Here is a 26,447-nt window from a genome sequence, read left to right as displayed (position 1 = left end):
CCCTTTTTCATTACGGATGTTTTTAAATGAAACTAGTTTTTCGTTACCGTCACGATTGGCGCCGACTTGTCAGCCGCATTGAAGTGGAAGTTGTAGTTTCCTGCTTCTGCAATCGCAATTTTTAGGTTTGCGCTACCGCCACCGGCTTCCATCGTCAGCGCTTTACCAAGCTCAACACTGCCTTCACCACCGAAGTTGGTGTCTGCTGCCCAGTCTGCGCTCGCAACTTTCATCTCGTAGTTGCCCGCCGCTAGGGTAATGTCTAGCGAATAAACGTCATTTGCAACATAGCTGAACTTCGCTGTTGAGTCTTGTGCTGGAGCATCCCATGTAGTGATAGTGCCACGTAAGTAAAGTGCTGTTTCACCGAATGTTGGTGCATCTGCTGACTTGGTCACTGACACGACCGGTTTTTCTACGCTTTCATCTTGAACATGCAGCGCGTTCAGAGTGAAGTTGTACTTACCTGTTTCAGCAACAGACAGCTTACAGTTACCTTCTGAACCTAAGTCTAGTGAACCAGAAGCTATATTCGCAGCATCACAACCGATGTTTGGATTTGCCCAACCAGAGTCCGCGAATTTGAACTCGTGCTCACCTGCTTCAAGAACGCCAGTTACAGAGTACATGCCGTTGCCAATAAAGGTCATCGCCCAATCACTGCTATCAGACCACTCGTTCATCGTGCCTTTCACGTAAACAACGGTTTCTCCGTAAGGAGGAATGCTCGATACGTCTTTGTTATCCGTGTTTACTGGTAGGCCAGCACCTTGTGCGCCGTCTTGTGGCTGCACGAATACCGCTGTTGTCAGTGCTGGTACTGTGAACGTTTCATTGGTGAAGCTTGCACCTTTCACGATGTCATCCGCAGAGTTTTGTTGAACTTCATGTAACTCGAAACCAGTTGCGCCAGCAACTTTGAAAGACTTCTCAGTTGATGTTGAGTTCACAACGGCCACAACAGCATCGTAGTTCGAATCTAAATCGGCACCTGCTGATGTACCATCGTCGATAGACATCACAATCAAGCCTTCCACTTGGTCTTTCCCTACGTTGCGGAAGTCCACACGGTTCATCACTTCTTGCGCGGTATCTAGGCGGAACAGTTCGCTTGTGCTACGGATTTTTAGTAGCTCTAGGAATTGTTGCTTAGTCAGCTCGATGTCGGTTGAATCTGGTTTCGCCGTGCTGTCACCAACGATGGTTTTGATCAGCTCCCAGTTTGCACCGTCTTTGTCTTCACGTGGTAGACCAACGTTCCAGTTATTGTCGCTTCCGTCGAAGAATACACGGTTGAACCAGTCACCAGAATCGTACGAGTCGCGCTGCATGGATTTAGAGCGCAATAGCTCAGAACCCATGTGGATGAATGGAATGCCTTGACCAAGCATCACCGTTGATAGGGACACAGACTGCATACGTGCACGCTCGGCAGATGAAGTGCCTGTCGCAATCTTGTAGGCGTTGTTATCCCACAATGTTTGGTTGTCGTGCTTAGACACGTAAGAGATGTTCTCTGATGGCACTTTTGTGTAGCCTGCAGGCGCACCATTGTAATCAACGTTCTTACCCAGTTTGGTTTCGCCTTTGTAATCAAGAAGGATGTAATCAGCCAAGTTACCAGCCATACCTAGACGAACCAGATCTTGGTTGTGTAAACGACCATTCACCGACTCTGCGTCAGTTTTGGTTTCTTCGTTAGGATAAGCGGCGTTACCAAAGCCTTGGTTAAAGCGAAGTGGGTGCTTACCTTCAGAATCTACACCGCCATCAAACGGGCTTCCGCCACGAACTGCGTCACGCAGACGATCAGAGAAAGTACCGATTTCTGTCCCCGCCATGTTGACTTGTGTCGCCTGATCGAAGCGAGCGTTTTGCGCGACTTCACCAAAGTCCCAACCTTCGCCGTAGAACAAGGTATTCGGGTCAATTTCACGGACTTTTTCAAGTGCGTAAACCATCACATCTTTCGGCTGGTGGCCCATAAGGTCAAAACGGAAACCATCGACTTTATAGTCATCCGCCCATACCATCAATGAGTCAACCATTAGTTTACCCATCATCAAGTTCTCGGTTGCGGTGTTATCACAACAGGTTGAGTTTTCGACTCCGCCAGTGTTGACGTTTAGACGGTGGTAGTACCCAGGGACAATCTTATCCAGTACTGATTTTTCGTTCACACCAGATGCATTTGTGTGGTTGTACACGACGTCCATGACCAGTTTCAGATCCATTTTATGCGTCGCTTGAACCATTTCGCGGAACTCAAGAATACGCTTAGACCCGTTAGGATCGGTCGCATAACTGCCTTCCGGCACGGTGTAGTGGTAAGGGTCGTAACCCCAGTTGAAGCTGTCTAGCATGCGAAGATCGTTCATCAACGCTTGTGCTTTGCCCGTTGTTGGGTCGTAGCTATTTAATACCTCTTCAATTACTTTGCCGTCATCTTCGGTCTCACAAATGGAGGCTTCTGGCTTGATGCCACAAAGTTTACCCACGGTGTCGGTGATATCGACTCGCTTGTCAGCGTCTTCATCCACGGTTGCAATATCAAATGCTGGCAAGATATGGAGCGTTGTTAGGCCAGCATCTTTTAAAGCTTGTAAGTGAGATACAGACTCACGCTCAGGTTCTGTAAGCGCCAGATATTTGCCATCAAGACTTGGTGTGCCTTTGCTGTCGTTAAAGCTGAAATCACGAATGTGTGACTCGTAAAGGACGTGGTCTTCGTCTTTTTTAACTGTTGGGCGTGCGTAGTTTTTCCAATCTTGAGGCATTAAGCTTGGATCATCTAAATCAACCACTTGCGAGTATCGTGAGTTCTTAGACAAGCTCATTGAATATGGGTCTGTTACCAAACGCGTTTCAACGACGCCAGTTGTTGGGTGGTATACCTTAACTTGGTAGCGATAGTATTTGTTGACAACGTTGCTTTGTGCCTCAGAAACCCAGATACCTGTTGCTGGGTCTTCCGTCATGGCAACGGTCGCTTCTTCTGCTAAGTTTTCATCGTAGATTATCAGATCAACATCTTGGGCAGTTGGTGCCCATAGTTTGAAGGTTGCGGCACCGCCTTCCACAATCGCACCGAGTTCTTGACCGATCGCGTTACCTGCCTTGGAATCGGCAAACACCGCATCCAAAACGCCCGGTTTTTGCACTTCAGTTGCAGAAATGACGTCACCATTTGCGTTGTAAGCCACCATAACGATTTGTGACTTCAGGATCGTACGCAAGGTCGCGTCATCGACATCGATACCCGCAGCTTGAAGGCTAGCAAGGTGACGGAAGCGTGATTTCAGACCATCAGACAACTCACCAGCTTTTGTCAGCTCAACCGCTGTACCGCCAGAGATTTGCTTATCTTCATCCATTTTAATGTCGTTGCTGAGGCTGTAGAACAGCTTCATGGAATCCGCATTGGCCGCCGCTTCCCACGCGATGGTGTTGGCATCTAGCCAATGCGCTTTTTGACCATCAATATCAACAGGGCGCTCTTCTATTGGCTCGTAGTAAAGTTCACTGCTGCCGTGGAAGCCAAACAAACCTTTCGATTCGCCGATTTTCGTCAGCTCCACTTTTGAGTTTGCACTGCCGAATGCTTTCTCATCACCTTTGTGCAGAATGAAGTTCATGCATTCGTGTGGGTCAGAGGCATCAGGGTTTATTTTCAGTACGTAGTAAGCACCGTAGGTGTCGTTGATGCCATCGAATGGGTGTGGCGCAGACCAATCCGTTCCTGTTCCCGGAATGCCCATTGCGTCTAAATCTGTGCTGGTACAGCCCTCACCGTTCCATAGGTGCAAGCCCCAACCTTCGTAGTCGCTTGCTGTTGAAGCGGACGCCACATCGCGTTTGTAATAAATGACGACTTCGTTCTCTCCCGCAGGGTACAAGCCTGAGCCAGGGTTCGTCGTATCTTCGTTCGTGCTATCACTACCACAACCGCTGATTACCGCGACGGAAATCAAAGGCAGTACGGTTTTGGCAATTGTTGATAATTTAAATGTCTTATTGTCCACGTTTACAAATCCATTGTTATTGAATTGATATTGAGCTGCGCGCTGCCTTCGCTGACTCAATCATCAAGAAGGTTTTGCACACGCTAGAAAGGCAGATGCCAAAAAAGGAAATGTTCAATTAGATGCTAATACACTGAATCATCAGCAAAATGTGAGAGCAGGCTGTTAAGTTTTTTACAGGTGCAAATTTTCTGTCACAGTCGATTTTGTTCACAAATTAAATAATAAAACAGGCGCATAGTGAGAGATTCTGCACATCATTAAAATGTAAATTTTTATGGGATGAGTAAGGGGGGATGATAGGGGATGAGAATGTCTCAGCCCCAAAACCGTGATTAAGTTCTATAAAAATGAGGGCTATATTTTTCTTATAAAAATAAGTTGCAGTGATGTTGAATAAAATACCGCCATTAAGTCTTCGCAAGCTTCAGATTTTCGCTAAGTGGTCGTTATATAATGAAGGTAGTCGGCGTTACGTCGGCGCGTAATCATAAGATTTCCCTGAAAGGGAGTTGAATTGGGCCCTGAAACCAAAAGAGGCTATTTATGAGTAGTATGGGCATTGCCATTGCGGCAACTGGCCTTTCACTCGTCCTGATATTTGTGTGGATGATCTCGTTGTCGATGCGGAAACAGAGACTCGAGGCAGAGAGGAAAGCTCGCGAAGCCGCTTATCGAAAGGCGATGCATAAAGCGCGAGAGCAAGAGCGTAAAGAGCGAGAGTTCAAAGCAGAAACCGGGCATATCCCCACCATTTTATTTCTAGCGAAAGAAGCCGAAAAGGACAACATTCGTCAAGCGCTGTATTGGTATGATAAAGCCGCTAAACTGGACAATGTGACGGGGATGTACGGCATTGTTCGCTTAAGTGAACGCATGCGCGAAGATGTGATTTTAAAAGAGCAGGCAAACTTCTGGCGTACCGCAATTGCGGGAATGGAAGGGGATACCGAAGCGAAATTTTCGACGGGCAAGGCCTTGGTCTTTGGTCGAGGAACTGAAAAAAATATCCCAAAAGGTAACCAACTGATTGAAACTGCCGCCGAAGAAGGCTGCATTGATGCCATGATTTATATGGGGGAATGGCAGCTTTCACCAGATAATAGTGCAGGACGCAGTGCAGATGCGCTTTACTGGTTTATGAAAGCGGCGGAAAAAGACAGTGCAGATGGCAAGATCCAAGTCGGCTTATGTTACCTAAATGGCATTGGTACAGAAAAAAGCATGGTTAAAGGTTGCTACTGGCTGGAACGGGCCGCGGAAGGTGGCAGTGCTAAAGCGATGTATCATGCTGGCGAAGCGTGGAAGGATAAAGGTAAAACGGGTAATGCAATTGCTTACGTTTGGCTGTTTCTTGCTGCTAATATGGGCTACCAACCTGCACGTACGTTACGTGATGAAGTGGCAACCAATATTGGTGTTGATGTTGTCGTTGGATTGCAGTCCATAGCGAAGCCGTTGCAAAGAAAGCTGGCCTCAGGAATGGTGAGAAAGCACTCTATTATTCGAGCCCTTAACAAAGTGTACAAACGCGAAGCGTATTTTCCTGCGGAAGAGGAGCTCAATGCGGTGTTGAATGATGAGAATAAAGACGCCTCCGAAGCTTGGGAGGAGACATCAACACTAGATTTTCAGCCTAACATGACAACGGTAACAGCAGAAGACCAGGCAAGCACATCGCCCAACGAAAAAAAACTCTCTAAAGATGCGCTCGATTTCACTCAAAACTTCCTTCAACCATAACCTATCTTATCCAGAAGCCTCAAGAGTGAGGCTTTTCTTTTGCTCTTTTGCCAGTATCTCTATCAGTCACGACAACAGAATGTAAACTTACTTAAGCAGTCATTTTACTGATGTGCATACTATTTATGCGATTTTTCAACATATTTTTAGTACTTAACTAAGATGGGATCTGTTTACCTTAAAAAAGAGGTTTTTCCCTCTTTATTTACTTCCGCTATTGGGCTTAGATCAAGCCTTTTCAATTGGTAGTAATAATGATTGAAGAGCAATACTTGATGCCCCGATTTATAGGTGAATAGTACTCATTACTTTATCTAATAATGTAAATTAAAAAATGTATTATAAATCTTAAATTGTTCTTTTATATTTAGGTGTCGATTATTGATTTTATGATTAATTAGGCGCAAGATAACGTAAAAATAAAATAGCATAGTTAATATGCAGAATTACACTAGGAAGTAACTTTTTCATTACATGTTTCATAATAAATAGAGATAATTTTTATCTCTGTTTTTATTTATATTAGAGATTTGTGTATGTTGAGAATCATTAGTGCAGATAAATTTATCTCTTCAAGGTTTATCTTAGAGTACAGTAAGGCTGAGTTCGCTTCTTTATTAGGTGTTTCCGTCGCTAAAATAAGTAATATTGAAAGTGGAAAATCTTCAATCCCCCCGGTGTATGATTACGCCATTAATTACTTGTTGAGTGAACATCCATTTAAAGATAGTGCTGTTGAGGCTTTATGTTCTCATGAAACGTTAAACTTTGCTCGTCGTATTGACGTCAATACCAAAGTAAAACGCTTGTCCTGTAAGCGTTGCGATAGCCGTAGACTGCACGTTATGGCTGGCATGAGTGGCTTGTATTTTGTCGAGTGCATGGATTGTAAACACACTATGTACTCGTCAGGCATGTCTGTAAAACGTTATCAGCAATGGTCGAATGATGGAGTCAAACTAGATAGTCATTTATTTAATTGAATTGTGTTTCCTTTGCACCTAAAGTAAAAAGCCATCAATACATGTGTTGATGGCTTTTTTATTATGTGTTTAAATTTAGTTAAAATTAAAATATTTATCATTCCTAATAATATAGTCCTAATAATTATATAGTGATGTAAATCTCAAAAAATTATTTTCTTGATATTTTATTTCTAACAACAATGGCTGTGGTCACACAATTTTTAATTATTTTTCCTTTTAAGCCTGGTTTCAATATCATTGGGCTATCAATTGGAAATTGATGAAGATCGCGAAATTTTAATTCGAGAAAATAAGACTTTTAAATATGAAAATTTAATCACGAAATTTGTTTTTTGAATTTTAAATATCTTTTTCGTTTGTAATATCTGTACCTGTCAATTTTGAAGAACAAAAAAGAGATATTCCAAATGAAACGTTTAATTATAGGTGTTAGTAATTACATGCCAGAAGACTTCAGTTTATTAGCTGAATCTTTAGATGAACAATTTAATCGTCATTTACAACCTTTAGAGCAAGTTGAATTAACCGACGTTGGTGCGGCTATTATTACTTCAGCAGACATTAAAGCAGGTCTGCATAAAATGATTTCTGAAACGGGTTACGGTATTCCAGTTTTCTTAGTAACGGATGAAAACCCAGTTTCGGCAGAAGATTACGTTTGGCTAACTGGCGTTATCGATTTAGAAAGACAATCTATTGAGTACTACTGTCGTCAAATCAATGAGGCAGTAACCAAGTACGAATGTCGTCTTCTTCCTCCTTTCTTCAAGCAATTAACGCACTATGTTGAGATGGGTAACTCAGCGTTTGACTGTCCGGGACACCAAGGTGGTCAGTTCTTCAAAAAACACCCAGCTGGTAAACAGTTCTACGATTTCTTTGGCGAAAACCTGTTCCGTAGTGACTTGTGTAACGCGGACGTGGATTTAGGTGACTTGCTGATCCACGAAGGTTCTGCACACCAAGCGCAAGCGCACGCTGCAAAAGTATTTAACGCGGACAAAACTTACTTCGTACTTAACGGCACTTCTGCTTCAAACAAAGTAGTGTGTAACGCGCTGGTAACTGAAGGTGATTTGGTACTGTTCGACCGTAACAACCACAAATCGAACCACCACGGTGCGTTAATCCAAGCGGGTGGTATGCCAGTTTACTTAGAAACGGCGCGTAACCCTTGGGGCTTTATCGGTGGTATGGATGAACACTGTTTCGATGAAGAATACATTCGTGCTCAAATCGCGAAAGTGGACCCAGAACGTGCACGCGATGAACGTCCTTTCCGTCTTGCTATTATCCAGCTTGGTACTTACGACGGTACTATCTACAACGCTCGTTACGTGATGGATAAGATAGGTCACCTTTGTGACTACATCCTGTTTGACTCTGCGTGGGTTGGTTACGAGCAGTTCATCCCTATGATGAAAGACTGTTCACCACTGCTGCTGGATTTGAAACCAGAAGACGCAGGTGTGATCGTGACTCAGTCTGTTCACAAACAACAAGCTGGCTTCTCTCAAACATCGCAAATCCACAAGAAAGACCGCCATATCAAAGGTCAATCTCGTTACTGTAACCACAAACGTTTTAACAACGCGTTTATGATGCATGCATCGACTTCACCATTCTACGCACTGTTCTCTGCGCTTGATGTGAACGCGAAGATCCACGACGGCGAAGCAGGTCTGCGTTTATGGCGCGATGCGGTTAAGACAGGTATCGAAGCGCGTAAAGAAATCCTTAAGAGTTGTGAATTGATTCGTCCGTTCATTCCAGATGAAGTCGAAGGTCAACCTTGGGGCAGCTACGACACTGACGTGATAGCAACGAACAAGAAATTCTTCATGTTTGAGCCAAACGCAAGCTGGCACAAATTCGAGGGGTACGGTGAAGGTCAATACTTCGTTGACCCATGTAAATTGCTACTAACCACAGCAGGTATTGCAGAAGATGGCAGCTACGCAGATTTCGGTATTCCTGCAACGCTTTTAGCGAACTTCCTTCGTGAAAATGGCATCATCCCTGAAAAGTGCGACTTGAACTCTATCTTGTTCCTACTCACTCCTGCGGAAGATATGGGTAAGATCCGTCACCTTGTGGCTCAAATTAACCGATTCGAAAAATTCATCCGTGATGATGCCCCTTTAAGTATCGTACTTCCAAGCGTCTACGAAGCGAATAAAGAACGCTACCGTGGCTACACCATCCGTCAGCTATGTCAGGAAATGCATGACATGTACAAAGAGCTGAACGTGAAACAGTTACAAAAAGCGATGTTCCGCAGCGAGTACTTCCCACAAATGGTTCACAAACCTGACGTAGCAACACGCAAATACTTCCGTGGTGAATGCAATTACCTACCACTTAAAGAGGCCGTGGGCCGCGTAGCCGCTGAAGGTGCACTTCCTTACCCTCCAGGCATTATCTGTGTGATCACTGGTGAAGTCTGGACTCAACAGGTGGTGGATTACTTCCTATCTCTAGAAGAAGGCATTAACCGCTTCCCAGGCTTCGCGCCAGAAATTCAAGGTGTGTACCTTGAAGATGTTAACGGTCGCACTACCGCACATTGTTATGTCCTAAAAGATTAATCTACCCGTTCGCACCACGCTCCGGCGTCGGTGCGAACCGCTTATTCGTGGAGAATAATTTATGAGTACTGAAACTAAAAAAATGTCGGTGGTGCAGTTAACCATTCTGACGTTCATCAATATGGCTGGCTCCGGTATTATCATGCTGCCAAGTAAACTGGCGCAAGTGGGTACCATTTCAGTGTTGTCTTGGCTGATCACGGCTGCGGGCTCTTTGGCGTTGGCTTATGTGTTTGCAAAATGTGGTCGCTTTAGTAAACGAGACGGCGGTATGAACGGTTACGCGTCTTACGCATTCGGTAAATCGGGTGCGTTTATGGCGGGCTGGACTTACGGTTTGTCGCTCCTTATTGCGAATATTGCGATCGCGATTACCTGTGTGGGTTACGGCTCCGCATTCTTTGAAGTGACCCTATCTCCGGTCGAAACCTGTTTGTACACCATCGCCATTCTTTGGATTTGTACTTTCGCTAACTTCGGTGGTGCGAAAATCACAGGTCAAATCGGTACCTTCACGGTATGGGGTGTGATCCTACCGGTATGTTCGCTAGGTATTGTTGGTTGGTTCTGGTTTAACCCAACCATGTACATCGAAGCTTGGAACCCACACCACCTACCATTTGGTGAAGCTGTGAGTGCTTCTATTGCCATGACACTATGGGCGTTTCTTGGTCTTGAATCGGCCTGTGCGAACTCAGAAGCGGTAGAAAACCCAGAGAAGAATGTACCAATCGCAGTATTGGGCGGTACGTTGATTGCTGCTGTGGTTTACATTGTATCGACAAACATCTGTTCTGGTATCGTTGCAAACTCTGAGCTTGCCGCTTCTACCGCACCATTCTCAACCGTATGGTCTGTGATGCTTGGCTCAGCAGCAGGTAAAGCGGTTGCTGGTATGGCGGTATTGGCTTGTGCGGGCTCTCTATTGGGTTGGCAATTCACTATCGCGTCAGTGTTCAAATCGTCTTCTGATGCGGGCTTCTTCCCTAAATTGTTCTCTCAAGTGGACAAACGCGGCACACCGATCAAAGGTATGATCGCGATTACTATCATCCAATCAGTATTGTCTCTAATGACGATTTCTCCAACGCTGAACGAGCAGTTCGAAGCATTGGTTAACCTAGCGGTAGTAACAAACGTTATTCCTTACATTTTATGTATGGGCGCAATATTTATTATGCAGCAAGTAGCACACGTGCCAGAGCGCGAGATGAAAACCACCAACGTTATCGCTCTGATTGGCTCTCTGTACAGCTTCTATGCGCTTTACGGCTCCGGCTACGAAGCGATGATGTGGGGCTCTATCGTAACCTTCCTAGGCTGGAGTGCTTACGGTCTGATTGCTGCGAAGCATGAGCCTTTAGCAAATTAAAAAATAATACAGAAAGAGCCTTCCCAAACGCGGTGTGGAAGGCTCTTTGTTTTTAGGCATTTACGCCAAACCCAAGTCAGCTCAATGCATTTGAGGCTAGACATCCAATGGCGTGAAAACTCATTTTCGACATTTGGAGGACGAAAGATGATAAGTCAACCTGTTAAAATCGGTGACGACACCGCCGTAGTCATTCCAAGCGTAATCCTAGCTCAGCTCGGGATAAGGGAAGGAGATACCCTAGAAATCGCACTGAATAAAGACAAAATGGAAATTAAGAAGATGGTGTTGAAAACCAGCGCGCCAACTTACTCTGAAGATATTGAGGAGAATTGAGTTAGAGAATCTTGGTTTGTCGGATACACTACTGGTTTCGCAAAACTGGCGCTTGCCGCTGTCTTTGAACTATCGATAACTACAATAAGAGGTAAGGTACTATGCAAGGTATCCTCTCTATACAATCTCATGTTTCTTTTGGTCATGCTGGTAACAGCAGTGCCGTTTTCCCAATGCAACGCATGGGCTTCGAAGTATGGCCGATTCATACCGTTCAATTTTCTAACCACACGCAGTATCAAGAAGGCTGGACTGGGCGAGCGTTTGCGGCTGAAGACATCAGCGAGTTAGTTCGTGGCCTTGGTAACATCAGCGCACTGGAAAAGTGCCAAGCGGTATTGACGGGCTACCAAGGTAGCGCAGAGCAGTGCCTTGCTGTTGAAGATACCGTGACGAAAGTGAAGCAAGCGAACCCGCACGCACTTTATGTTTGCGATCCTGTGATGGGCGCGCCAGACAAAGGCTGCATTGTGGCTCCGGGCATTGCTGAAAATCTTCTAACGCGTTTGATGCCAATGGCGGATGTGATCGTTCCGAACCAATTCGAGCTAAGTCAATTTGCTGAGATGGAAATCCACTCATTAGACGATGCGATCACCGCATGCCAACGTGCGCTAGAGAAAGGTCCAAAAGTGGTGCTAGTTAAGCACCTTTACTGCCTAGAAAATGGCAGTTTTAACATGCTATTGGCTACGCAAGAAGGCATTTACCTTGCGAAGCGTCCTCAATTTGAGTTTGCTAAACAACCTGTCGGCGTGGGCGATCTTATTTCAGCTATCTTTACCGCGGGACTCTTAAAAGGCTGGTCTCCCAAGCAAGCTTTCCAACATTGTCATGACGCATGCTACGGGGTGTTAAGTGCAACGTACCATGCAGGCGAATGGGAGCTGCAAACTATTGCTGCGCAGCAAGAGTTTGTTGAGCCAAGTAAGCATTTCCCGATTGAAGAAGTGGCTCTGGTCACCGCATAATTGAGCGCAATTAAACAAAAAAGGGGAGCCATCATCGGCTCCCCTTTCTATTTGTTCTGTCAGTCTTACTGAGCTTTTTGCTGCTCTGATTTACAAACTGCTGCCGTAAAGACAACGTCTGTTGAGCTGTTTAGCGCAGTTTCAGCAGAGTCTTGAATCACACCGATAATGAAGCCAACGGCTACAACCTGCATGGCTACGTCGTTTGAGATACCAAACAGACCACACGCTAGAGGGATAAGTAGTAGAGAGCCACCTGCAACACCTGATGCGCCGCATGCAGAAACCGCAGCTACAATACTTAGAAGTAGCGCAGTCAGTAGATCAACTTCGATACCCATAGTGTGCACAGCTGCAAGCGTTAGTGTTGTGATAGTGATTGCAGCACCAGCCATGTTGATGGTCGCACCTAGAGGGATAGATACTGAGTATGTATCCTCGTCCAGTTTTAGTTTCTCACATAGTGCCATGTTTACTGGAATATTCGCCGCACTTGAACGAGTGAAGAACGCAGTTACACCACTTTCACGTAGACAACGGAATACAAGTGGGTAAGGGTTTTGTTTGGTTTTAACGAACACGATCGCTGGGTTTACAACGAGTGCGATGATCATCATTGCGCCAAGAAGAACCGCCAGAAGGTGTGCGTAGCTTGCTAGTGCGCTAAAGCCCGTTGTCGCAAACGTTGAAGCAACCAAGCCAAAGATACCAAATGGTGCAAGACGAATGATAAAGCGCACAATGTGAGACACGCTGTGGCTTAGATCTTCAAATACGGCCTTCGTTGTTGCCGATGCGTGGTGTAGTGCAAGACCCAGACCCACACCCCAAGCAAGAATACCGATGTAGTTTGCTTCTACTAGTGCATTTACTGGGTTATCGACCAGTTTAAACAACAGTGTGCGTAGAATTTCAGCAATACCTTGAGGAGGCGTTGCACCTTCAGCGCCGGTGACAAGCGTTAAATTGGTCGGGAAAAGGAAGCTTAGAACCACTGCTGATAGCGCCGCGAAGAATGTACCCATCAGGTACAGTACAACGATTGGGCGCATGTAAGTGTGTTGGTTTTTCTTTTGGTTTGCAATTGAAGCGGCAACCAAAATAAACACAAGGATTGGCGCGATCGCTTTAAGCGCACCGACAAAAAGGCTACCAATTAATCCCGCGCTTTCGGCATGGCTTGGAGAAATTGTCGCGAGCAAAATACCAAAGACGATACCGACAAGGATCTGGACGACGAGGTTACCACGAGCATATCGGGCAACGAGGCTGTTGTGTTGCATACATCATTCCTGCAATTTTATGCCAGAGTGGCAGGGCAATAGTCCATCATTACACGGCGATAATGCCCTTGTATTGCAAGGGGTGAGCATTGCTTCTGGTCACTAAGACACATGATTATCAATTATCCTGTTTTTATAAATTCAGCCATTTTCTTGCTGAATATCACATATCTTAGCTTGGTAATATTTTGTGTCTAGTTTTAGTTTGTTTTTGGATTAAATGTTTGCTCAATGTTATTTAAATAAGATTTTTATGTTGAAAATTATCATTAGTTATGAGTAATGGTTTTTAATAAAGTTGTTAAAAAGGAGACTTTCGTCTCCTTTGATTTTATTGACAACTCAAACGCAACAAATTAATAACTTTGTTGGCGCCTGCGCTTATCACTCATGGCATTTCGAGTGAGTTTCCCGAACTGTCGACTTTGAGCTCGTTGCTCTGCCAAAGTCGCACCGTTAAAGGCTTGTTCTCGCAATAGTTTTTGATAGTTATTGAAACGACGAACTTCCAGTTTGCCATTTTCAATCGCAGTTTGAACTGCGCAACCCGGCTCAGTTTGATGCTGGCAATCACCAAAGCGACAACGCTGAGCGAGAGCCTCAATGTCAGAAAATGCCTCACTGACCCCCGATTCACAATCTGCTAGTTGAAGCTCGCGCATTCCCGGAGTATCAATCAAGATGCCGCCATCAGGTAATAGATGGATAGAGCGCGATGTAGTTGTATGTCGCCCTTTGCTATCGTCTTCACGAATATGCCCAGTTGCCTGTTCTTGTTGCCCGAGTAATGCATTAACAAGAGTTGATTTGCCAACGCCTGAAGAACCGATAAAAGCGAGGGTTTGTCCTTCTTTGCACCAGGTCATGAGTTTAGAAGCACTCTCTATTTCTAAGCCGTTGACTGTCTCTATAGCTAATAGAGGGTCGAGCTTCTGTACTTGGCTTTTTAGTTCATCAGTATTGTCACACAAATCGGCTTTGGAAAGCACGATGACGGGTTCGACTTCGGCTTCATGAGCCAAGGCAAGATAACGTTCAATACGACTTAAATTGAAGTCTTCGTTAAGGGAACACACGATAAACACTGTATCCACATTGGCTGCGATGAGTTGCTCTGCCACTTTGCTGCCAGCGGCTTTGCGGCTAAAGAGGCTCAAGCGATCCAGTAAGCGAACAAATTGCTGATCTTCATTTAAGATTACCCAGTCTCCGACGGTCATATTGGGTAAAGAATGGTGGGCATTAAGATGAACTTGCCCAGTTTCTGTCGCCAATAAGTAACCACTTCGGTGGTGCGCAATCACACGAGCAAAGATAGTGTTGTCGTAATCGTCTAGTGTCAGTTGTTGCTGAAAAAATGGTTTCCAACCCAATTGTTTTAGAGGGTTTGAAGTTGAAACTAATGTGTCACAAAAAGTATGTGTTTGATTCATTATTGAATTATCCCAGACGCAACAAAGCGCCTTAATACAAATCGCATTAGGGTCTAATTCGGATAGAGTTGACCCCGGTGAAGACCGGGCAGAGAAGGGGAAGTTGTGGTTATGCCACAGAGTTGGTGCTGTTAGGGTTACCCTTGCGATGCCCAGTTAGTGTTATTCAATACAATCATCTTGTGTCCTCTTCGTTGGTTAATAAATAAGTGAGTTAATTAAGCCAAAAGAGTATAGCCGCCCTTTTTTAAAGAGGGTAGCTATACTGCAAAAATATTAACTTTGTTTTGTGATACGCTCTTCCATAATCTGCGAATACGTGTTGGCTTTTAAGCCGTATATGATTTGGACATGACGATCATCCAATATCACGACTCCATGCGCGCCATGATTTTTGAGTGCGTTCTTATCGATGACGGACGTCGCTCTGAGGGTAAGACGCAGCCGAGTCGCACATGCACCAGTTTCTAGCAGGTTCTCTATGCCCCCAATGGCGTCAATGATCGTATCGACGTCTTGTTCGACATTGGGGTTGGTATGAGTTAGGAAATTGAAAAATTGCTTCAGCGCGGACTTAACCGTCATTTGGAGAGCCTTCGGTCGTTAGTTTTGAAATGGCTTCAACAATCGGTGCCGGCGAGAGCGTATGCGGTACTTTAGTGATTAACGTGCCATCCGGCTTCAAAAAGTAGAAGTAAGAGCTATGATCCAGCGTGTACTTTAGTTCCGAGCCTTCCAATTCTGTCTTGCGGAAAATGACACCATAGTTGTGTGCCAAAGGTGTCGTTACATCAAGTGGTGCCGATAGGCCTTCAATCATTGGATGGAAGTAATGGGCATATTTTGCTGATGCATCGGCCTCATCACGCTCTGGGTCCAAAGAAATGAACATCGGGCGTAGTTGTGCTTTTTGCGCGTCGTCAATTTGATTCAGTGCCCCTGCCAGCATTGCAAGAGAAGTTGGGCAAACGTCTGGGCAGCGAGTAAAGCCAAAATAGACAACTCGGATGCGAGGGTCATTCACATCGAAGATATTGACGGCTTGGTTATTTTCCCCAAACAATACCGTTTGTTGAGAGGTGGAACTGTCCACTAGCTCTGGCTTCGTGTTCTGATTATCTAAATAGCTCTTTACGCCAAACCCGAGTGCGAAAGCAGCTACGAGAAATAGGGACCAATTGCGGCTCATAACGATTCCTTATCTTTGCATTTTTATAGCAGGGTAAACGGTATTCTCTCCATCACTGAGTTCACCAACCCAAGTCATCGCATCCTCCGTGCAAACCGGGAGAATGATGTCACCTTGATATTGGCCAGGAGCGATTTGCTTCAGCAAAAACTTAGGCTCACCCATCTCCATTTCTCTTCCTGAAAGACTTAGGATGAGTTGCTTAGCATCGCTTGTATGCCACTCAACATTTAGAGTGGTAGGAACCAAGGGTTGAGCAGTTTCTGAGTTTAGTGTCATCGTAACATTTTCTTGGACGCAAGAGGTTGTAGAGAGAAAGCAGTATTCATCTATTGACTTGCTTTGAGTGGAAGAAGAAAAGCTTTTTATTAGAGTCGGGGCATAAAATCCCGCAACTAATGCGGCTGAAACAGCGGCGATTTGTAACACTTTCATGAAGGTTCAGCATTTATCACTTAACATTACGAGCATCGTAGCACAGATGCGCCGCTCGCCAACTCGTGACCTCGGTAAATTGTGCGTTATACCTCGGTGACCAGCTTCCTAGTAACGCGACGGACTTTATTGCATCAAATACAGCAGAGTTTTCAATTGAGATGTTTTGCCCTTAGCCAATAGATAAAAACGGAGCCAATTGGCTCCGTTTTTATTTGGTTCAGTATGTGTTTGATACCAAAGTTATTTATCTGAGTCTGCGAATTTCTCTAGACCTAAAACCAGAGCAATGGCTGCAAGCATCATCACGACAGCAAGTACTAACTGAGAAGGTTGTGATGTCACGTGTTCAAATTCAAATGGTGATAGGTTGTGCTGTAGCAATGGCACTTGTTCGCCCTTCGAATTGGTGCGCCAAGTGATGGTTTCTTTCCATGGCCAAATCTTTGGCAACGTACCAATCATTAATCCAGTCAAAAACATCAGGGTGAAATCACGGAACTTGCGTAGTAACCACGACAATAAGTGAGAGAAGGACAGTAAACCGATCACGCAGCCAGACAAAAATAGCGCTAATGTATCGACTTGAAAACCTTTCACTGCGGCTAATACAGGAGCATACATGCCAATCAGCAGCAAAATAAAACTGCCAGAGATACCCGGCAAGATCATCGCACAAATCGCGATAGCTCCAGCGAATAAGGTGTTAATGGCCGTTGGTTCCATGTGTAAAGGTTTGAGCACAGTAATACTATAAGCAAACCCGACACCAACGAGCAGAATGACAAAGCGGACAAGATCGCGTTGCTCAACCTGACGAATAATGTGATACACAGAGACCAAAATCAGACCAAAGAAAAATGACCAAAGTGGGATCGGGTGTGTGTCAAGAAGCCAAGTAATCAACTTTGCTAGCGTTGCAATACTGGTGAAAATGCCGGCAAACAGAGCGATAAGGAAGAATCCGTTGATGTGATTAAACGCGGCTTTAACCCCTTCTTTTCGCCAGATAGAGAAAAGTGAGGGGTTAATGCGTCGAATGCTTTCAAGCAGCGTATCGTAAATACCAGTGATAAACGCGATGGTGCCGCCAGATACACCAGGTACAACATCTGCTGCACCCATGGCGATTCCCTTGAAGAAAGTAATTAAGTAGTTCATTGCTCTAATGCTAAGTCGTTTCGATGGCAGAGAGTATACAAACATTGCGATGAAAAAAGTATGAAATAGTGCTGTAACTACTTGGTCTTATATCCAATCTATTGCCTATCTTTATTACCCGTCAAGAGACAATGCCGCCGTAACGAGCTTTTAATGCTTGGTTTACATTTTTGAGATGATTAACTCTACTATCAATTATCAATCTTGGTTGCATTATGCAATTGCAATTTGCATTATAAAATTGCATTTTGATAATTTGCGCGTGAATAAATCCAGCTTATATGAGATCTTGTGCCCAAAAATAAGCCTTTGCATTTTGGCATGATTAATGCATAATACTGCTCGACCCTTCTTAAGCCGAGGGTCACCTAGCCAACTGACGTTGTTAGTGAATACAATTTGTTCACACTAAATATAAGCCAATCGCGATTATTGCGGTTGGCTATTTTTTTATATGAACAACGTTACTTACGTGCTTTGCAAATTGCACTTCTCTTTCTGTCAGTCATAAAAAAGGGCTGACGTGTTACGTCAACCCTTGTGTTTTACTTTACGTTTTAACCCGTTTATCTAGCAGTTCAGTATCCCATTAACTGTAGCAAATTTTCAGCTGTCACAATGGCTTCTTTACGATTAGCAATATTAAGCTTTTGGTACAGGTTGCGAATGTGGGTTTTAATTGTCGTACCTGCCACATCCAGCTCTTGTGCGATTTGCTCGTTACTAAAGCCTGAATAAATCAGCCCCAGAACCTGCCATTCGCGTTGTGTTAATGGGCTAGTACGTACTAGCTCTGGCACATTAGGGTGATTCACCAACTTTTCAATAAAGTCTTCATCAAAGTGAATCGACCGGCTACGTTGATTCGATGAAATGTCCTTCATTAACTGTTGAGCACGGTGACGCTCAAGATCGCCCAGTTCATGGCGGAGGCTCAACTTCTCCAGCAGACCGCCAATGGTTGCACCATCAATCAGGAAGTTTCCGACCATGCCAGTTTGGTTCGTCATTACTAATGCTTCTTTTAACAGAGCCTTGGCTTGCTCCTCATCTTTTTGGCGAGCAGAAAGGACTGCTTCAACCACTAAGTTGCGATTAGTATCTGTGATTAGGTTAGTGCGACGAGCTTCACCTTGGAGAAAATCTAACGCAGCACGAGCGTCGGTATATTGGCCTAAGTTAATGTGGGCGCGAGCAATGTTACGCCATTGCAATTGAGAAAAGTGGTTGCATGCCGATTCAGGACGAACCGCAGTGTTGAGCCATTCTTGCATTGCATCGGTATTCCCGCGCGCTTGCCAAAATAGAATCAACGATAGTGAAGCGTTTGCAGTCCAATCTACGTGATAAGTCGACTGTTTCATCAAGTGCTGTATATGCTCAATGAATTTACCGGCTTTGTCTAATTCACCGCGTCCAATCGCAATACGCGCCAACATCGAATAGCTATGTAAGTGCTTGCTTGGTGAATGGTTTTCGAGAATTTGCAGACCTTTGTACGCGCATTCTTCCGCTTCATCAAGTCGGTTCCAGCACCAAAGTACTTGCGCGCGAATACGCAGCAAAAATTCATGAAGAGGAACATGCTGAAGCTGCTGATCTTCAATCAGACGAAATGCGGAATCTTGTAGTTCAAAGGCAGCTTGCACGTAACCTTGTGCAATCAAAATCTCGCTTTGCTGCAATATTGCCCATAACGCTTGGTGATATACCTGATACTGACGAGCTAGCTTTTCAGTTTGTTGCATCATCGGCAAAGCACGGTCTAGTTTACCTAGCACGTGGTTAACTTCACCAACAACCGAAGTCGCCACAATTCGGCTACGGTAAATAGTGTTATCAAGTTGGCTAAGCGCTAGCTCCGCTAATTCGAGAGCTTTTTCTGGTTGGTTACTGTTGATAGCCACTTGAGCAAGCAACGCGTTTGCTTGACCTTGATAATGAATATCTAACGCAATGTTACGCTTTTTGTGTTCCTCTTCCGCTTCTTCAAGCAGGTGGCCCACTTGGTTATAACGATGCTGACTTTGAGCCAACCATGCTCGGAGCATCGTAAGTTTTGGGTGGCTGAACAACAGATCATCGTCCAACTTGTTAATTGAGCTTTCCAGTGTGCTGAGTTCGCCTTGGTTAAACATCTTCCAGCCGAATTCGTTTAGGATCTCTACCACTAAGTCCTTATCATTTGATTTTTGTGCATGATGAATCGCTTGGTGCGGTGCTTTTTGTTGTAACCAAGCGATAGCAGCATTGCGGTGGAGATCTTTTTCTTGCTGAGGAATACGAGCTTGGCGCTCATGAGATAAAAACTCGCCAAATAAGTTATGGAACCGGAACCAGTTCTGTTCCCCTTCGAGCGGGTAAATGAATAAGCCGTAACGGTTAAGCGATTCAATCATTCCCAGTGCGTCTTCGCGTTGGGTAAGGGCAAACACTAACTCATCATTGAAGTGGTCAAGCACGGATACTTGCATTAAAAAGTGACGAGTTTCGTGATCGAGTAAGTCAAACACTTCTTCGACCAAGTAATCCCACAAGTGCGCGTGATTGAACTGCGATACCGACTCTACAGTTTGTGCCAATGTGCGGTTTTGATGTTGGGCTTGTAATGCGATCAACTGCATCGCCGATGGCCAACCTTCAACATAGGTTCTTAGGCTGTTCGCCATGTCTTCATCAATACCATCGGCGATACGCTGGTTAAAGAAGCGAGTGGTTTCTTCGGTATCAAACGCCAACATCTCGTTGCCGATTTCGATCATTAAATCACGAACACGTAAGTTTGCAGTGCCCAGAGGCGGCGCTGCACGACTGGTTACCACAACGGTGAGGTTGTCTGGCATGTGCTTTAAGAAGAAACGCATGGATTCATGGATTTCATCATTCGTGATTAAATGGTAGTCATCAAGCACCACGTAGCACTCTTGATGAAAGTCAGCCATTTCAGCGAATACTTCGCTAAATAGGGAGCGTAAAGACGAGATCTGACGTTTTTCCGCCAGTTTTTGTGCGTTAGCGCAACTGAAGTTAGTGGCTTTGTTTAATGCTTGAAGCAGATAGTTTACAAAGCGAAAGCCGTCGTTATCGCTGTCATCAATGCTGTACCAACCGACGTTTGGCTTATCGGATAGCCACTGCGCTGCCATTGTTGTTTTTCCGTAACCTGCTGGGGATCGGAATAAAACCAATTTGTAGTAAGGCGCTTGCTGTAGTAAGTCCAACACTCGTGGGCGCACGATGGCATTGTGCAGGCGTCCTGGTCGAGTAAGCTTAGATGGAATCCACATTAGTAGTTATGTCCTTATTTGTGTATACCCAAATGACTGCAACGTGATCATTCTAGTAAAGCCCCCTTGAAAGCCGTCTTACTGAATGATGTCATCAGCATCAAAAACACTGTTTGAATGCCAGATAATGTCGCTACTGTTGGGGCTTGCGTCCGTCTGAAAAACCATTCCATACGGTCACTTAGATATAAAAGCTAGCGAAAACTAGAAATAACTCACATCGCCTAATTCTAGTTTGTATAAAAAGCGTACAATCCTGTGAGCTGAGTGGGATGTTACGACATCAGAAATGTTCGTTACTTTGATCCACTTCCTAATTCTCAAGGGTTGATGGATTTACCATCAACTACGCCCTTTATTTGTGATTGTCGTCACTTAAATATCGTTTGTTTCGTTAGCGTTAAGATCGCGTTGCACATAGATTACGAAAAGTTCTTCTACGCTGACCGAGTTAATGTGACCGATATTACAATTTTCACATCATCAGATGAGTGGACTATAAAAAGCGTCATGAACGGGTTTTAACCTTTCTCACATTCCATTGTGATCAAAATCACTAAGAACTGGTGCAAAGTTCACTTTGTTGAGATTTGGATCACTAACCTAGCAATGGTACCCCCTCTACGCCCTCAGCCCTCCTCCTTCAAAGGATGAGAATTAGGAGGATGTTTATTCACAGAGGTAAATGCACGATGTATGGCAGATGAATTACCAAAAGACGTGAGAATTTCGTAATGAAACCTACTCAACAAAAACAATTTGACAAGAAGTCGTTCCAAGAAAGCGTAAAGAAACACCTATCTGTAACTTACGCTCATACGATTGAAAACGCAGACAGCCGCGCATGGTACCTAGCAATGGGGCATGCTCTGGCTGAATTTACTACTCTAGATTTGCTTGCGACAGAAGAAGATCCACGCATTAAAAGTGCGAAGAGCGTTAACTACCTTTCGCTAGAATTCCTTATCGGTCGTTTGACTGGTAACAACCTAATCAGCATGGGTCTGTACGAACAAGTAACAGAAGCAATGGCTGAACTAGGTTACAACCTAACTGATCTGCTAGAAGAAGAGCGCGACCCATCATTGGGTAATGGTGGCCTTGGTCGTCTGGCTGCGTGTTTCATGGATTCATGTGCGGCACAAGAATTCCCAACTGTCGGCTATGGTTTACATTACGAATACGGTCTATTTAAACAGTCATTCAAAGATGGTCGTCAGCAAGAAGCACCTGACGCATGGCGCGGTGTAGAAGGCTACCCTTGGGAAATTGCGCGTCCAGAACTTGCGCAAGAGATCGGTTTCTACGGTCACGTTGAAGTGATTAACGAGAACGGTAAAGAAGTTCGCAAATGGGTACCAGGTATGACAGTAAGAGCAATGCCTTGGGATCTTCCAATTGTGGGTTACGAATCAGACACGGTTTACCCGCTACGTCTTTGGGAATGTCAGGCGATTGCACCATTCTCACTAGCAAGCTTTAACAATGGTGATTACTTCGAAGCTCAGCACGCACTGATCGACGCAGGTAACATCACTAAAGTGCTTTACCCGAACGACAACCACGAGAAAGGTAAAACACTGCGTCTAATGCAGCAGTACTTCCACTCAGCAGCGTCTGTACGTGACATCCTACGTCGCCACGAAGCTGCGGGCTACTCGCTAGCGGATCTACCTAAGCAAGAGACTATCCAGCTTAACGATACGCACCCAACGATTGCGATTCCTGAACTAATGCGCATCCTGATGGATGAAAAAGGTTTAGCTTGGGAAGCGGCTTGGGAAATCAGCTCTAAGACATTTGCGTACACCAACCACACGCTACTTCCAGAAGCACTAGAGACATGGCCAGAGTCGCTAATCCAGCACCTGCTACCACGTCACATGGAGATCATTTACGAGATCAACCACCGCTTCCTACAAGACGTACGTGCAATGTGGCCGGGTGATGTCGCGAAGCAACAGAAGCTTTCTATCATCGAAGAAGGTTTCCACCGCATGGTTCGCATGGCAAACCTATGTGTAATCGGCTCTTACGCAGTAAACGGTGTAGCAGCACTTCACTCTGAATTGGTTAAGAAAGACCTATTCCCAGAGTTCCACGAAATGTACCCGACACGTCTACACAACGTAACGAACGGTATTACGCCACGTCGCTGGTTGAAGTTCTGTAACCCAGGTCTGTCTCAGCTTATCACTGAGAAAGTCGGCCCAGAATGGCCAGCGAAACTAGAGCAACTTGAAGGTATTGCGAAGTACGCTACTGACGCGACATTCCAAAAAGAATTCATGGCAGTGAAGAAAGAGAACAAAGAACGCCTAGCAACTTGGGTGAAAGAGAACATGGGTATCGAGCTCGATACTAATGCAATCTTCGATGTTCAAATCAAGCGTCTGCACGAGTACAAACGTCAGCATCTAGACTTGCTACACGTACTGTCTCTGTACCACCGTATTCTTAATGAACCAGGTTTTGAGTGTACGCCACGCGTTGTGTTCTTCGCAGCAAAAGCAGCACCGGGTTACCACCTAGCGAAAGAAATCATCTTCGCAATTAACAAGATTGCAGACAAGGTGAACAACGATCCTCGCATCGGTAACAAGCTGAAAGTGGTATTCATCCCTGACTACCGCGTGAGCATGGCTGAAATCATTATCCCTGCGGCTGACGTTTCTCAACAAATCTCGCTAGCGGGTAAAGAAGCATCAGGTACAGGTAACATGAAGATGGCGCTAAACGGTGCGCTAACTATCGGTACAATGGATGGTGCAAACGTTGAGATTCGTGAGGAAGTAGGCGATGAGAACATCTATATCTTCGGTCTAGATGTTGAAGGTGTGAAAGCGCTGAAAGCTCAAGGTTACAACCCATTTGATTACTACAATGCGGATCACTTACTCAAAGCGTCAATGGACTTGCTATTGGGTGAAGAGTTCACACCAGGCCAACCAGGCTTACTGCGTGCCACATACGACAGCCTGCTAGACGGTGGTGACCCATACTTATGTCTCGCGGATTTCGCCTCTTACGTGAAAGCACACGAAGACATGAGCGAACAATATAAAGATCAAGCTGGCTGGGCGAAGAAGGCCATTCTTAATACCGCCCTTGTTGGCAAGTTCACGTCAGACCGCTCAATCCGCGACTACGTGAACAATATCTGGAAACTTGAAGCGGTGAAACGCTAATAGAACCTAGTTAAGACCAAGGTAGCCAAGCGCTACCTTTGGTCATTTTCCAAAAGAAGTTATTGATAACAATAAAACCCTACATGGAAGGTGTTGGTATTACCTTCGGAGAAAGCGATGAAAGAACAAACAGCATTAAAGAAAGTCGCGGAAATGGCGAGATTGGCTGATAGCTATGTCAGTGCTTGGGGAGATGAGGCGAAAGTGTCTGAGGAGACGCTACGCCGCTTGCTCGCTTCGCTTGGCTACGATACTAGCAGTGATGAAAAACTACTGGCTTCTGCTGAAAAGAAACATAAAAAAGACGTACTAGCCCCTGTTCTTGTTTTACGCGACGGCGAACCAGTCGAAGTGGAACTAAACCTAGGTACGAGTGCTCGTGAGAGTGAATTCAGCTGGCGTTTAGAAACAGAACAAGGAGAGGTACTTGAAGGCTATCTTCAGTCCCAAATTGTTCGTGATGAGCGTGCTGAGGGTGGCCCTCTAGTGTTTGCATTGCCAAAGAACTTGGCTTGGGGTTATCACAAACTGATCATCAGTCGTAAGCGTCGTAAAACACCTTACGAGATGTCATTGATCATTACGCCGAAAGCGTGTTTCAAACAAGACGATCTAAACCAACACAAAAAGCTATGGGGTCCTAGTATCCAGCTTTACACACTGCGTACTCAGCATAACTGGGGCATCGGTGATTTTGGCGACCTAAAACAACTGGTGAGTGATATTGCCTCTCGTGGCGGTGACTTCATTGGCTTGAACCCTATTCACTCGCTGTTCCCTGCGAATCCAGAAGGGGCAAGCCCATACAGCCCGTCTTCTCGTCGTTGGTTGAACATCATGTACATCGACGTAAGCTCTGTACCTGAGTTCGCGCTAAGTGCAGAAGCACAACAACGTGTCGGTAGTGCAGAGTTCCAACAACGTTTACAAAAAGCGCGAGACTCTCATTGGGTGAATTACACCGAAGTTTCGCAACTAAAAATGAGCGTTCTTCCGCTGCTATTCAGTGAGTTTAAAGCTCGCCATTTAGACAAAAACACCGATCGCGCTCGTGCCTTCTTGGACTTTGTTGAAAAAGGCGGCGACAGCTTGCTACACCAAGCTTCATTCGATGCACTTCATGCTGATTTACATGCAGAAGATGCAAACATGTGGGGCTGGCCAGTATTCCCTGAGAAATACCGCACATTCGACGCAGCTGGTACTCAGAAGTACATTAAGGACAACCAAGATCGTGTTCACTTGTACATGTACCTGCAATGGATCGCAGACGATCAAATTAAAGAAGCGCAAGCGCTAGCCGAAGAAAAAGGCATGGCTGTGGGTTTGTACCGTGACCTTGCGGTTGGTGTTGCTGATTCTGGTAGTGAAACATGGGCTGATGAAGGCGCGCTAGTATTGGATGCAAGCATCGGTGCACCACCAGATGTACTTGGTCCACTAGGCCAAAACTGGGGTCTGCCTCCGCTTAACCCTCAGGTTTTAGAAGCGACTGGCTACGACGCTTACATCAAATTGCTACGTGCTAACATGAAGCATTGTGGTGCATTGCGTATCGACCACGTACTTGGCCTGCTTCGCCTTTGGTGGATTCCAAAAGGCGAGAAAGCGACAGAAGGCGCATACCTGTACTACCCAGTTGAAGACATGCTAGCAATCCTAGCGTTGGAATCTCACCGTCATCAGTGTTCTGTAATCGGTGAAGACTTGGGTACTGTACCTGATGAAATCGTTGATATCCTTCGTGATGCGGGTGTGCATTCGTACAAAGTCTTCTTCTTCGAAACATCAAAAGACGACGGTGGCTTTATTTCTCCGAAGCACTACGCTGAGCAGTCTATGGCTGCACTGTGTACGCACGATATGCCAACATTACGCGGTTTCTGGCACTGTGATGACTTGAAGATGGGGCGTGAGATTGGCCTGTACCCTGATGAACAGCAGTTGGAAGGCCTATTCGCTGACCGCTTGAAGTGCAAACAAGGCATTCTAGACAGCGTTCGCTGGCATGGCTATCTGCCAGAAGGCATTGGTCATGATGCTCAGTACGTGCCAATGGATTCATACCTAAGCGAAGCGCTGCAACTGCACGTAGCCGCGGGTGATTCTGCACTGCTTAGCGTTCAGCTTGAAGACTGGCTAGAAATGGATCAACCGGTCAACATTCCTGGCACGGTGGATGAGTATCCAAACTGGCGTCGTAAATTGTCGATGAACCTAGATGAAATCTTCAGCCGTGAAGATGTGAATCGTATTTCTAAACGCCTTACTGAAGTTCGTGCACAGGCGAGTAAGTAAGATGCCTAGAGTGGCGTAGATGGACGAGCTGATTACCAATTTTGTTAGCTCAGAGGTACGAAAGTTCCGTCTAGGTCACTCATTCCTAAAACACAATCCGTTAGGATGAAGTACCGTTATTATGCCCGCGACAATAGCGGGCATTTTTGTATTTT

General features: G+C 45.2%; 16 protein-coding genes. 8 read left to right on the top strand and 8 right to left on the bottom strand.

Annotation, left to right across the window (positions count from 1 at the left end):
- Positions 1-32: 32 nt before the first annotated feature.
- On the bottom strand, positions 33-4,022 hold the full coding sequence (gene pulA, locus R7Q48_RS05365; RefSeq protein ID WP_256903062.1) for a pullulanase-type alpha-1,6-glucosidase: 3,990 nt from the start codon (positions 4,020-4,022) through the stop codon (positions 33-35).
- Between the two features lie 546 nt (positions 4,023-4,568).
- Here pulA and R7Q48_RS05360 point away from each other — a divergent pair.
- The 6 genes from R7Q48_RS05360 (at position 4,569) to pdxY (ending at position 12,018) form a co-directional block, all read left to right on the top strand.
- On the top strand, positions 4,569-5,765 hold the full coding sequence (locus tag R7Q48_RS05360) for a tetratricopeptide repeat protein (protein ID WP_213873745.1): 1,197 nt from the start codon (positions 4,569-4,571) through the stop codon (positions 5,763-5,765).
- Between the two features lie 536 nt (positions 5,766-6,301).
- Positions 6,302-6,748, top strand: coding sequence for a helix-turn-helix transcriptional regulator (locus R7Q48_RS05355; RefSeq protein WP_025768646.1), 447 nt, complete (start codon positions 6,302-6,304; stop codon positions 6,746-6,748).
- A gap of 410 nt (positions 6,749-7,158) precedes the next feature.
- Positions 7,159-9,339 carry an ornithine decarboxylase SpeF gene (gene speF / locus R7Q48_RS05350; RefSeq protein WP_258458091.1) on the top strand — a complete coding sequence of 727 codons (2,181 nt, stop codon included), beginning with the start codon at positions 7,159-7,161 and terminating at the stop codon, positions 9,337-9,339.
- A 61-nt stretch (positions 9,340-9,400) separates the two neighbouring features.
- Positions 9,401-10,711, top strand: a complete 1,311-nt coding sequence (potE, locus tag R7Q48_RS05345; RefSeq protein WP_005384657.1) for a putrescine-ornithine antiporter — start codon at positions 9,401-9,403, stop codon at positions 10,709-10,711.
- A 147-nt stretch (positions 10,712-10,858) separates the two neighbouring features.
- The gene (locus R7Q48_RS05340; protein ID WP_017634469.1) at positions 10,859-11,047 is read left to right on the top strand and encodes an AbrB/MazE/SpoVT family DNA-binding domain-containing protein; all 189 of its coding nucleotides are present in this window, start codon (positions 10,859-10,861) and stop codon (positions 11,045-11,047) included.
- 101 nt (positions 11,048-11,148) lie between these two features.
- Positions 11,149-12,018 (top strand): pyridoxal kinase PdxY, encoded by an 870-nt coding sequence (pdxY, locus tag R7Q48_RS05335; protein ID WP_151515267.1) that lies wholly within the window; start codon positions 11,149-11,151, stop codon positions 12,016-12,018.
- Between the two features lie 65 nt (positions 12,019-12,083).
- Here pdxY and sstT read toward each other — a convergent pair whose 3' ends face one another.
- The 7 genes from sstT to malT all read right to left on the bottom strand — a co-directional run bounded on the left by sstT (position 12,084) and on the right by malT (position 20,806).
- Complete coding sequence (gene sstT, locus R7Q48_RS05330) at positions 12,084-13,301, bottom strand: serine/threonine transporter SstT (RefSeq protein WP_005374821.1); 1,218 nt, start codon at positions 13,299-13,301, stop codon at positions 12,084-12,086.
- A 356-nt stretch (positions 13,302-13,657) separates the two neighbouring features.
- The gene (gene rsgA / locus R7Q48_RS05325; RefSeq protein WP_017634467.1) at positions 13,658-14,734 is read right to left on the bottom strand and encodes a ribosome small subunit-dependent GTPase A; all 1,077 of its coding nucleotides are present in this window, start codon (positions 14,732-14,734) and stop codon (positions 13,658-13,660) included.
- A gap of 276 nt (positions 14,735-15,010) precedes the next feature.
- Positions 15,011-15,319, bottom strand: coding sequence for a PTS transporter subunit EIIB (locus R7Q48_RS05320; RefSeq protein ID WP_017634466.1), 309 nt, complete (start codon positions 15,317-15,319; stop codon positions 15,011-15,013).
- Positions 15,309-15,923: an SCO family protein gene (locus R7Q48_RS05315; protein ID WP_151515269.1), complete on the bottom strand. Its 615-nt coding sequence runs from the start codon at positions 15,921-15,923 to the stop codon at positions 15,309-15,311. Before R7Q48_RS05315 ends, R7Q48_RS05320 begins: the two co-directional genes overlap by 11 nt.
- Positions 15,924-15,932: 9 nt before the next feature.
- A complete protein-coding gene (locus R7Q48_RS05310) occupies positions 15,933-16,358 on the bottom strand; it encodes a hypothetical protein (protein WP_017820123.1) in 426 nt (141 codons plus the stop codon).
- Between the two features lie 243 nt (positions 16,359-16,601).
- Positions 16,602-17,519: a DUF368 domain-containing protein gene (locus tag R7Q48_RS05305; RefSeq protein WP_031778872.1), complete on the bottom strand. Its 918-nt coding sequence runs from the start codon at positions 17,517-17,519 to the stop codon at positions 16,602-16,604.
- 578 nt (positions 17,520-18,097) lie between these two features.
- On the bottom strand, positions 18,098-20,806 hold the full coding sequence (gene malT, locus R7Q48_RS05300) for an HTH-type transcriptional regulator MalT (RefSeq protein ID WP_005374834.1): 2,709 nt from the start codon (positions 20,804-20,806) through the stop codon (positions 18,098-18,100).
- A gap of 734 nt (positions 20,807-21,540) precedes the next feature.
- Here malT and R7Q48_RS05295 point away from each other — a divergent pair.
- Both R7Q48_RS05295 and malQ read left to right on the top strand, forming a co-directional pair.
- Entirely contained in the window at positions 21,541-23,994 is a 2,454-nt protein-coding gene (locus tag R7Q48_RS05295; protein WP_005374836.1) for a glycogen/starch/alpha-glucan phosphorylase, read from the top strand.
- A 117-nt stretch (positions 23,995-24,111) separates the two neighbouring features.
- Positions 24,112-26,292, top strand: a complete 2,181-nt coding sequence (malQ, locus tag R7Q48_RS05290) for a 4-alpha-glucanotransferase (protein WP_238764896.1) — start codon at positions 24,112-24,114, stop codon at positions 26,290-26,292.
- Positions 26,293-26,447: the final 155 nt, after the last annotated feature.

Source organism: Vibrio sp. 378, from assembly GCF_033339435.1.
Note: the sequence above shows the minus strand (reverse complement) of the source record. Positions and strands in the feature narration are given on the sequence as shown.

Coding starts and splice junctions, on each gene's coding strand:
- R7Q48_RS05360 (WP_213873745.1), top strand. CDS start 4,569: ATGAGTAGTATGGGCATTGCCATTGCGGCAACTGGCCTTTCACTCGTC.
- R7Q48_RS05355 (WP_025768646.1), top strand. CDS start 6,302: ATGTTGAGAATCATTAGTGCAGATAAATTTATCTCTTCAAGGTTTATC.
- speF (WP_258458091.1), top strand. CDS start 7,159: ATGAAACGTTTAATTATAGGTGTTAGTAATTACATGCCAGAAGACTTC.
- potE (WP_005384657.1), top strand. CDS start 9,401: ATGAGTACTGAAACTAAAAAAATGTCGGTGGTGCAGTTAACCATTCTG.
- R7Q48_RS05340 (WP_017634469.1), top strand. CDS start 10,859: ATGATAAGTCAACCTGTTAAAATCGGTGACGACACCGCCGTAGTCATT.
- pdxY (WP_151515267.1), top strand. CDS start 11,149: ATGCAAGGTATCCTCTCTATACAATCTCATGTTTCTTTTGGTCATGCT.
- sstT (WP_005374821.1), bottom strand. CDS start 13,301: ATGCAACACAACAGCCTCGTTGCCCGATATGCTCGTGGTAACCTCGTC.
- rsgA (WP_017634467.1), bottom strand. CDS start 14,734: ATGAATCAAACACATACTTTTTGTGACACATTAGTTTCAACTTCAAAC.
- R7Q48_RS05320 (WP_017634466.1), bottom strand. CDS start 15,319: ATGACGGTTAAGTCCGCGCTGAAGCAATTTTTCAATTTCCTAACTCAT.
- R7Q48_RS05315 (WP_151515269.1), bottom strand. CDS start 15,923: ATGAGCCGCAATTGGTCCCTATTTCTCGTAGCTGCTTTCGCACTCGGG.
- R7Q48_RS05310 (WP_017820123.1), bottom strand. CDS start 16,358: ATGAAAGTGTTACAAATCGCCGCTGTTTCAGCCGCATTAGTTGCGGGA.
- R7Q48_RS05305 (WP_031778872.1), bottom strand. CDS start 17,519: ATGAACTACTTAATTACTTTCTTCAAGGGAATCGCCATGGGTGCAGCA.
- malT (WP_005374834.1), bottom strand. CDS start 20,806: ATGTGGATTCCATCTAAGCTTACTCGACCAGGACGCCTGCACAATGCC.
- R7Q48_RS05295 (WP_005374836.1), top strand. CDS start 21,541: ATGAAACCTACTCAACAAAAACAATTTGACAAGAAGTCGTTCCAAGAA.
- malQ (WP_238764896.1), top strand. CDS start 24,112: ATGAAAGAACAAACAGCATTAAAGAAAGTCGCGGAAATGGCGAGATTG.